6 protein-coding genes and 2 pseudogenes are annotated in these 9780 nt (G+C 45.4%); 6 read left to right on the forward strand and 2 right to left on the reverse strand.

Annotated elements, in window-relative coordinates; all coding sequences use genetic code 11:
* Nucleotides 1-344: 344 nt before the first annotated feature.
* Nucleotides 345-1244: pseudogene (locus GMA8713_RS24500) on the forward strand (PTS sugar transporter subunit IIA); the annotation flags it as partial.
* A gap of 88 nt (nt 1245-1332) precedes the next feature.
* On the opposite strand, the gene GMA8713_RS24505 reads toward GMA8713_RS24500, so the two are convergent.
* A complete protein-coding gene (locus GMA8713_RS24505; protein WP_062715157.1) occupies nt 1333-2268 on the reverse strand; it encodes an alpha/beta hydrolase in 936 nt (311 codons plus the stop codon).
* A 540-nt stretch (nt 2269-2808) separates the two neighbouring features.
* Here GMA8713_RS24505 and GMA8713_RS24510 point away from each other — a divergent pair.
* Entirely contained in the window at nt 2809-3771 is a 963-nt protein-coding gene (locus tag GMA8713_RS24510; protein ID WP_062715159.1) for an alpha/beta fold hydrolase, read from the forward strand.
* Nucleotides 3772-4232: 461 nt separating this feature from the next.
* On the opposite strand, the gene GMA8713_RS24515 is transcribed toward GMA8713_RS24510, so the two are convergent.
* Nucleotides 4233-5435, reverse strand: coding sequence for an MFS transporter (locus GMA8713_RS24515; RefSeq protein WP_339385757.1), 1203 nt, complete (start codon nt 5433-5435; stop codon nt 4233-4235).
* A gap of 241 nt (nt 5436-5676) precedes the next feature.
* Here GMA8713_RS24515 and GMA8713_RS24520 point away from each other — a divergent pair.
* The 4 genes and pseudogenes from GMA8713_RS24520 to GMA8713_RS24535 form a co-directional block, all read left to right on the forward strand.
* A pseudogene (locus tag GMA8713_RS24520) lies at nt 5677-6640 on the forward strand (transposase).
* Between the two features lie 425 nt (nt 6641-7065).
* A complete protein-coding gene (locus GMA8713_RS24525) occupies nt 7066-8244 on the forward strand; it encodes an N-acetyltransferase DgcN family protein (RefSeq protein WP_062715163.1) in 1179 nt (392 codons plus the stop codon).
* Complete coding sequence (locus GMA8713_RS24530) at nt 8241-9299, forward strand: alanine/ornithine racemase family PLP-dependent enzyme (RefSeq protein WP_062715165.1); 1059 nt, start codon at nt 8241-8243, stop codon at nt 9297-9299. The genes GMA8713_RS24525 and GMA8713_RS24530 overlap by 4 nt, the downstream gene beginning before the upstream one ends.
* Before the next feature lie 66 nt (nt 9300-9365).
* On the forward strand, nt 9366-9780 hold a 415-nt coding region (locus tag GMA8713_RS24535; protein WP_269747466.1), incomplete at its 3' end, for an SPFH domain-containing protein.

Raw genomic sequence — 9780 nt, forward strand, 5'->3', positions numbered from 1 at the left:
ACGGTGGCAACACCAAGATTGAGGCAGAGCGCGATGTTGCGATGCGACAGGCCGCAGTCGAATTTGAGGCGTAACACCTCTTTGATTTTGTTCATAGGGGTTCTCTTTTTTGCCATTGCCGCGTCCTTACCATCACTGTGAGAAGGGTAAGGATAGCGAGCGATTGATTTAAAAGAGAAAAATGGAGGATTTCGGGCATTCCGATCGCGGTTTCCGCTATTCCGATCGCCGATTTCGGAGTGAGGCTAAAAGTGATCGGATAATCGCGGAATCAGTGATCGGTTTAAACCGAAATGGGTGATCGGATAATCCCGAAATGACTGATCGGAATGCTCCGAAATATGCAACTTGGCATCATGGTCGAAATTCCGTCTGTCGCTTTCATCATGGATCAGTTCTGCAAGGAAGTAGATTTCTTCAGCATTGGTTCCAATGACATGACCCAATACCTGCTTGCGGTTGACCGTGACAACGACAACGTCGCGAAGCTCTATAACAGCTTGGCACCGTCTTTCCTGCGTCTGCTGGAATTTGTGATCAGTGGCGCGCACGCGCACAACAAATGGGTGGGCTTGTGTGGCGAATTAGGCGCTAACAAGAAGGTGTTGCCACTGTTGGTGGGTGCTGGATTGGACGAGCTCAGCATGGCAGCGCCAAGCATTGCGACCACCAAGGCGCAATTGAGCCAACTGGATGCCCAGCTTTGCCGTGAGCTATTTGTGCAGGCTTGTAACTGCGCGACTATCGAAGAAGTTGAGCATTTGCTGGAAGCGTTCAGCCGCTCACAGGAAGACAAGCCGCTACTAGCCACCGAATGTGTGCTGTTGGATTGCGATTTCAACTCTAAGGAAGAAGCCATTCAAACGCTAGTGGGCAACCTTGGTATTCAAGGCCGCACCAATTTGGTGGGAGAATTGGAAGCTGATATCTGGGCGCGTGAAGAAGTTTTCACTACGGGTCTGGGTAATGGCTTTGCGATTCCGCACACCAAGTCAGACAACATTGTTCATTCGTCGATTTCCATTGCCCGCCTGAATAAACCGGTGCGTTGGAGCGATGAAGAAGACGGCGAAGTAGAGTTTGTGATCATGCTGACCCTTAACAAAAACCAGGGCGACCAGCACATGCGCATCTTCTCCGGTCTTGCCCGAAAACTGATCCACGAGAACTTCAGAAACACCCTGAAAACGATGAATACGGAAGACGAAATGATCGCCTTCCTGACGTCAGAGCTAGCATTATAAAAACGATGTAATTCAACACCCAATCAAACGGGTATCTATTCGCCGCTCCCTACGAGCGGCTTTTTTTGTTAGAAGATGTAGAGTCGATCTATTCGGTGTCATTGATAAAGCTTGAAATACTTTCAACAAGCTCTTTGCTGACCGGAAGTGTGGGATCGTTATAGGTTCCGAAGTTAGCCGCTTTGTCCATTGGTGCGGTTTTAAGAATGTGGTTCATATCATTAATCACCACTGTGTGTGCGTTTTTGCTCGCTAGTTTTAGTTTTTGCGCTTCTTTCAAGTTGACTTGAAGATCGGTAGTCCCTTGTAAGATAAGGGTTGGTATCTCAAGCTTGCTAATCTCTGTGGTGGGGTCATAGTTCAACCAAGAGATCATGTAGGGCTGAACACTCAAACGAAAGAGTGGCTCCAAGAAATCCGGAACGTCTTCAACCAGCTTTCCTTGCAATAAGATTTTTAAAATACGGTCAGACTCATCTTGAACAGTCTTTGGATGTTGTTTCAACTGCTCTCGAATAACGTGGTCTACTCGGCTTCCGGCTCCAGCGATCGAAATGAACTTATCAACATCAGCACGTTGTGACACCAACATGCCAATCAAAGAGCCCTCGCTGTGCCCAGCGACAATGACTTTTTTATAGTTCAGCTCATTTCTGAGGAAATTAACCCAATTCACAGCATCATTGATGTAGGTATCGAATGTTAATTCGCTCTCGTCAACAGTGGCACTTTCCCCTACGCCTCTTTTGTCGTATCTAAGCGAGGATATACCAAGGTGTGAAAGCTCCTCAGCCAAAAACTTGAGTGAGTTGTTTGTCATCGCCGGATTGTTTCCGTCTCTGTCTGTAGGCCCAGAGCCAGATATAATTAACACGACGGTGTCATGTTGGGGAGATTCGGGCTGTAGGTGAGTTCCCTTTATCGTTCCTTCGCTAATAGTGACCTCTCTTGTACTTTCATTGGCAAGTACTGTATTCGTGAAGAATCCCAAAAGCACCACTGCAATGAGCTTGAAAATCGGCATTTCGCCTCCTGTATATAACCGATACACACCACGGGTATTTGCGTTCTTATGAGAATTAACAGCAAAAATTGTCGTAAGTGTGCATTGCTGGGGATCAAGGTGATGGTTTTCTGAAGCCTATCATTGAGCGGTCGATAGCAGTGAAATAGGGTGAATATAAAATGGAGACTCTCTAGCGATATCACTATTCCACACATAAGGTGGCAAGCTTGAATAGAATCGTTGGGAGGGGGCTTTTACCGCAAATGCTTATCTTTAAGACAAGGTAAAGGTTCAAGAGAGCAATGATAGCTTTCTTGAACCGGCACCTGAATAATAAAACGATGTAGTTCAACACCCAATTAAACGGGTATCTATTCGCTACTCCCTACGAGCGCTTTTTTGTTGATAGGGTGGGGTAGTGTTGGAGATAGAATGTGGACAATCAGAAGATTAGGCAATTAAACTTTTAGCGTCTTATGAATAGCTTGAAATAAAGAAAAGGTGCTTAACACTGCGCTCAAGATTCATGGTGCAGACCAAATTACTCAAGGATGAGAAATGAAGAAACTAAATCTGTTTGATAAGCTCAACGCTGCCTCACTGCTGCTGGTCTCTCCGGAATGGCCTAAAGTGAAAGCTGCTCAAAAGAGAGCGCAATCGTTTGAAAACCCTGTTGTCAATATACCGCTGGAAATACGAACTATTGCTGGGCGAAAAATTCGCTTGGCAGAAGCAGGTCCCGTTGATGCACCAAAAGTTGTTCTGCTCAGCCCATTTCCGGCTAGTATCCTCAATTTTGATGGTTCTTGGGAATCGCTCACTGCCAATTTCAGAGTCATCGCAATAGATTTGCCCGGTTTTGGTGGCTCTGAAGGTGATCGTCATGATATGACGCCAACCGCACAAGGAAATCACCTTGCTGCAATCTTTGACGCTCTTGAACTGAACGACATTCACCTCGTCGCTCCTGATGTAGGAATGGCCTCTGCCCTTAGTTATGTGCTCGACCACGAACACAGATTAACCAGTATGGTGATAGGCCACAGTATCGGTAACCCCAACCCAGTAGAGCTTGGTTTTATGATCGATATGCTGGCTAAGTTTGGTTTCATGCGAGCCACTAGCGCACTGCTAGGTGCTGGTCCACTGATTGCTTATTCTGCCAAGATTGGTGCTGTGCGGCATCAAGCCAGCGCTGTTGAAATTGACGACTATAAGAAATCCTATGCGGGTAGGGCGCCTGAAGTCATACATTGGTTTAAAGATTTTTACGCAAAGTCAGAAGCCATTGCGGCACGTCTAAGTGAAATTCAGATCCCAACATTAGTATTTTGGGGGGAATTAGATGTGCTATTTGATGTCAGTAATGCAGAACGTATCCATGCAGCATTACCGAATAGTAAACTACATATTCTCCCCGAAGCAGGTCACTTTTCATGGGCAGATCAACCGCAAATGTTCGCCTCAATGATTGAGAGCTGGGTTGTTAATGAACACAAACAGATTGATATCTCTGCTTGAGTTTCCTCAATTAACCCGTTGTTCTGGCGTAATAAGTGCCAGTCTTTTTGATACGGAAAAACCATGAAGTTTGGCTTGTTGATGTTGACCAGTCTTGCCCTGATAGCCTGCAGCACTCAGCCAAACTTTAACTCCGAAGGAAATTACCAAGCTGGCAAGTTCTAAAGTTCAAGCGCATGATTGGGGAAAAGGCGTTGTCAGCATGGGCAATCGGCTATAGCCGATTGCAGGTGTGTAGGATATTGGCTAGCTGAATTTTGGACAGTTTCGAGTTAGGGTTGGTGCACTAAACCGTCAAATTCGGATAACTAAAACTATGGCGGCGATCACCTGTCATTCTGAGATGGGCGACCTGCCTTCTTGTACGCATCCGAGCAATTTACTTAATAAAGGATGGGCTTGTTCAACCCCCAAATAAAGTGTCGGCTGCGCGACACTTATTCTTATTTGTTACGAATTTATCACGCCAAAGCCCTACTGCTTTTTCGGTTACTCTGAATCATCAAATAGAAGCCGATAGATGCTAGCAAGGCACAAGCAATGATACTAAACCAAGTAAAGTTATATCCAAAACTATCTATCAGATAACCGACAACAATAAAGCTAGGCATAACAAGTAGACTTCTTAGAGTCACTAAGACACCCTGAATGCGACCTCGGTGACTTGATGGTGAATTGTTTGCTAAATATACACCTTCTTTGGTTAGTAACAGTACCTCACCTGCGGCTAAGAAAAACCAAGCAAAGAAATGAACTGGAATAGTAGGAAAAGCCATAATTAGGGCATATCCACTAGCAAAAAGTAGCCCTGCATAGGCTAAGCTGACAAGCTCTGTTTTCTGAGATGTAGCTTTCATTAATAATGGTGTAACAATAACGACAACTATACAGGCGTACGTCATTAATTGACCAAAGATAATCGGACCTTGCTCAGAAAACATGTGACTTAAGAATAGTGGACTAGCCATAGTCATTTGGTTAAGGGCGAACCAAAGAACCCCACACAGTAATGTAAACACAATCAGTCTCGGTCTTTCAGAAAGAATGCGCCATACAGAACCGTCAGCAGGTTTCTCAAGTTCATTAGATGTATTTCGTTCGTAATTTCGCGTGCTGTTTACAAATTGCCAAATAATGAGAACACCAAGCAAAGCAGCAAAACCGTTGCCCCAGAATATCCATTGCGTGTAATTCCAGAATAAGTAGCCTGCTATGACAGGTCCAATAGCAGAACCCAAATTGTAAGTAAGGTAACTTAGCGACATTACAGCATCACGATTATCAGTATTAGATAAATCAGCGACTAAAGCGTTGCTAGCAGGCAGCGCAATGCCTATAAAGAAGTAGGCGAAAAACAAAAGTATCGGGACCAAGAAGCCAGTATCAGTTACAAAGCCACATGTTATGAGTAAAACTGCACCACAAAGCTCACCAACGACCATTGTTTGTTTGTGTCCAAAATTATCAGAGAGCTTCCCGCCTAAGAAACTACCTGCAAGGTATGTTGCAGTAACCAGCATTGCTAGTGAGCCTGCCACTGTGACTGAAAACCCAAACTTCTCGGTTAACAACAGCACAAGAAAAGGAATGATAAAATTCCCCATTCCTAAAATCATTCGAGCTAAAGCCAAAAAGTAAATATTTGCAGGCAGTCCTTTATAGATTGCTAGAGAAGAGATTAGATTTTTGATGTTTTTTCCTTGGTTGACTAGTAATTCAGATATTCATGACGCTGCTATAGAAAAACTTGGGACAGTCACTTTTAGAAAAACACTTTTAGAAAAAGACCCATTTATCAATTTCATACATCAGTGCGCTATTCTTCAAACCCACTCACTCAACATGCAATAGTGTGTTGGCTAAGATACTGTACGTTCATTCTTTAGTCCTATTCTCTTATCCGCAATGACCAAAGCTCGCACCGCTCAGATAAATGTCGATGCCACTCCATACTATCACTGCATTTCTCGCTGTGTTCGTCGTTCTTTTCTTTGCGGCTATGACAACGAACAGGGGAAAAATTTCGAGCACCGACGGGCTTGGATAGAAGAGCGGCTCTTGGAGTTAGCCCAGGTATTCTGTATCGATGTGTGTGCTTACGCCATTATGAGTAATCACTATCACGTTGTGTTACACATCAACACGGATAGCGGGAATGCATTGGCCCCCATTGACGTTGCAGAACGTTGGTTAACGTTCCATCAAGGCCCAGTACTGATACAGCGCTTTATAGAAGGGGGAAGCACTGTCAGAAGCCGAAACCGAACGTTGCTTTGAAATCATAGACACTTGGCGAGAACGACTGAGCTCTATCAGTTGGTTTATGCGCCTGCTGAATCAACATATTGCCACTGAAGCGAATCGTGAAGACCAGTGTACGGGACACTTCTGGGAAGGGCGTTTTAAAAGCCAAGCTTTGCTCGATGAAAAAGCCTTGGCTGCGGCGATGGCCTATGTTGATCTCAACCCCATAAGGGCAGGCATGACAGACTCGCCCGAATCCTCTGACCACACATCAGTTAAAGCCCGGATAGAAGCCCTGCATAGCGACCATACCCATGCTGAAGGACTGCTTGTTTTTGCGGGGTACCCGCGAAAAGACATGCCTGACGGCATTCCCTTTCGTTTAATCGATTATCTGGAGTTGGTTGACTGGACGGGCAGGCAAGTGCGTGATGATAAAAGAGGCCATATTTCTGACACGCTACCGCCATTACTGGAGCGCCTTGGCATTGAACCAGCTTTGTGGTTAAAAACAGCGTCAAACATAGAGGTTGGAAATATGGTTGGTTCCGAAACGTCCATCAAAGCAGCCCTTCCGCTTCTTCAGCGTCAAAGGGCATCGGGTCTGCGCCTGCCTGACAGTTGATCCCTCTTTTTCTACCATTTTCTGTCAATCAGGCCTGAGCCTGATGTTTTTGTTGCTTGAAATCTAGATAAATCGTAACGAGCGTCATCCAGACTGAGAACTAAGGTTAGATTTTCGAACACTGGCGACTGAATATCGTGTTTACCACGCTGTGGGGACTCGGGTCTTTGGTTGCTTTCTTAGAGTGAGTGTCCCTGTTAGTTTGCCAGATTTTTTATTTGGTTCTGGGCGTAGTGCTCAATATTTCAACACCACATCAAAAATAAGACATTGCAGCTTTTATTACTCAAAGTCTACATCACCTAGATAAATGTGCTATTGTCTACATTCCCCCCATTGCTTAGTGGGGACCTCTTGTACCCTCCCGAAATGACGCCTCGGCTGCACTCGTCGCCCCCTAAGCCTAAACCTCATTAGGTTTCACTATGTCTACATTACCATTCAAAGAGATTGAGACGCTTGACGTTCAATTGGTTAAACAGTTTCCCAAACTACACTTCCTCCAATCTGGTCTCGATCCTTTACCAACGGCCATTGTTTACTGCGAAGCGAACTTTGGAGAAATTGATGGAAAAACTGCAAATGGCCTTGTTCGGCACTCCCCAAGCTTTCGTATTCTTTCTGTCATCGATAGTGAGAAGTCGGGCTTAGATGCTGGCTATGTTCTTGACGGTGAGTACAACGGCATTCCTGTTTGTGCCAGCTTGATGGATTCAATTGAAAAAGCCGGTGGTATCCCGGATTACTTCATCTTTGGTTTAGCGCCTTCAAATGGCCTGTACTCTGAGTCTGAAAAATCACTGATCCTTGATGCAATGCGACTGGGGATGAATATTGTGAACGGATTGCATGAATTTCTAAATGATGACCCTGTTTTCATTTCTTCTTCAGCCACTCTCAACGTCACTATTCTTGACATTCGAAAACCTCATTCGAAAAATGATTTACAAACATTTAGCGGAATTATTCACCAGGTTTTCTGCCATCGAATCCTTGTGGCTGGCACCGACTGCGCGATCGGCAAACGCACCACAGCGACTGTCTTAGCCAATGCGTTGCGCGAGCGCGGCCTGAATGTCGTGCTCATTGCAACGGGACAAACCGGTGTCATGCAAGGTGCACGCTACGCTGTTGTTATGGATGCTGTACCCTCGCAATTTTGCGCAGGTGAGCTTGAATCACTTATTGTGGGTGCTTATGAAACCGAGCAACCTGACGTCATTATCATAGAAGGGCAAGGTGCACTGAGTCATCCCGCCTTTACCACGAGTGCTGCCATTCTTCGTGGTTGCGCGCCGCATGGCGTGATTTTACAGCACGCTCCTAAAAGACTTCACCGAACTGACTTTGAAAACATGCCGATGCCTTCTGTTCGCTCTGAAATAGATCTCATTAACGGTTTTGGTAACGTTCCAGTTCTGGGTATCACGCTTAATCATGAAGGAATGAGTTCGCATGACATCGCAGAAACGGTCAAGGAGTACAACAAGGAGTTTGAACTGCCTGTAACCGATGCTCTCTCTCTGCCTGCTGAGCGTTTATGCCAGATGGTCTTCAATACCTTTCCTGCGCTAAATAAACAGCTTCCAAGTATCACGCCATGATATCGCCTAGATTGGAGATAGATTGCAGAAAACTCAAGCACAACGCGCAACGCTTAATGGGAAGACTCTCTCAGCTTGGCATATCAGCCACCCCTGTGATGAAGGTGACTCAAGGGGACCCCAATTTGGCAAAGCTATTTATCGAAGCTGGGGCAACTATGTTGGCGGATTCCCGCATCGATAATATTGAAAGAATGCGTAAAGCAGATATTCATGTGCCCATTCTGCTTACCCGTACGCCAATGTTAAGTCAGGTCGAGCGGGTCGTCGAACACTGTGAAATTAGCGTGAATACGGAGATAGCGGTGATACATGCCTTGTCGCTGGCGGCAGAAAGGACAAGGCGATCCCATGGCGTGATCATCATGGTTGAATTGGGGGACTTACGCGAAGGGGTCATGCCCAATCTGCTGGAAAAGGTGATGAGATATACCCTGAGCCAGCCCAATATTACGCTTGAAGGGATCGGCGCAAATTTAATGTGTCGCCATGGCGTTTCGCCAGATAAAGAAAAAATGTCGCGCCTGTCTGAGTTGGTAAAGGCCTTGGAAACCATTTTGTCTGTTTCACTCCCTGTCATTTCGGGCGGAAACTCAGCGAATCTTCTTTGGGCAACGGGTGAGCATAAAGCCAGTCGGGTTAATCACTTGAGGCTTGGAGAAGCTATCTTCCTTGGAAAAGAAACGCTCACGCAAACAAGGATGATGGATCTGCATGAGGATGTTTTCACACTCTATGCCGAAGTCATTGAGGTGAATCGAAAACCCTCTCTACCTTGGGGAGAAATACGCAAAAATGCCTTTGGCGAATACAAAAAATATCATGATCGCGGAGAGGTCAATCAGGCAATACTCGCCATTGGCCGACAAGATGTTTACCCACAAGGGCTCACACCGCCAAAAGGAATCAAGCTACAAGATGCCAGCAGTGACCATCTTATTGTAGAAACCGCCGATAATTCCTTGAGCGTGGGAGAAGAGGTGGCATTTTCTCTGGATTATGCTGCTCTCCTTTCTGCCATGACATCACCTTACATTACGAAGGTTTACGCTTAACACACACCAACATATGGTCTTTAGGCTAACAGCACTGATTCAAGTTACTGAACGGAGGGTCAAAAAATGCCTAACAACAATCAATTGTCCAATAACCCTTGGGGTGGTAATAAGTCGCCTCCCAATCTCGGTGAAATAATTAAAAACATTCGAGATTTTAAAAAAATACTTCCAGGTGGAAGCCCGTCTAACTTTTTCATTATTATTGTTATTTTACTTGTGGCGTTACTAATAAAAAGCGCTATATATACGGTGCCCAGCGATTCAGTTGGCGTCATTCAACGGTTTGGGGAATACGTACATACTGTGTTACCCGGTCTGCATTTCAAACTACCTGTCGGCATCGATTCGGTCGAGATCGTCCCTGTCAAACGTCAGCTCAAACAGGAGTTCGGTTTTTCCACGCCAGAGGCGAATAACCCAAATCAAAGTGCCCGAATCTTCGACCAAGTAAAAGAAACACAAATGGTGACGGGCGATT

It is taken from the genome of Grimontia marina, from assembly GCF_900060185.1.
Classification (GTDB): domain Bacteria; phylum Pseudomonadota; class Gammaproteobacteria; order Enterobacterales; family Vibrionaceae; genus Enterovibrio; species Enterovibrio marinus.

What these genes read in the sequence shown, in the direction of transcription:
- GMA8713_RS24505 (WP_062715157.1), bottom strand. Translation starts at nt 2,268, where the DNA reads ATGCCGATTTTCAAGCTCATTGCAGTGGTGCTTTTGGGATTCTTCACG.
- GMA8713_RS24510 (WP_062715159.1), top strand. Translation starts at nt 2,809, where the DNA reads ATGAAGAAACTAAATCTGTTTGATAAGCTCAACGCTGCCTCACTGCTG.
- GMA8713_RS24525 (WP_062715163.1), top strand. Translation starts at nt 7,066, where the DNA reads ATGTCTACATTACCATTCAAAGAGATTGAGACGCTTGACGTTCAATTG.
- GMA8713_RS24530 (WP_062715165.1), top strand. Translation starts at nt 8,241, where the DNA reads ATGATATCGCCTAGATTGGAGATAGATTGCAGAAAACTCAAGCACAAC.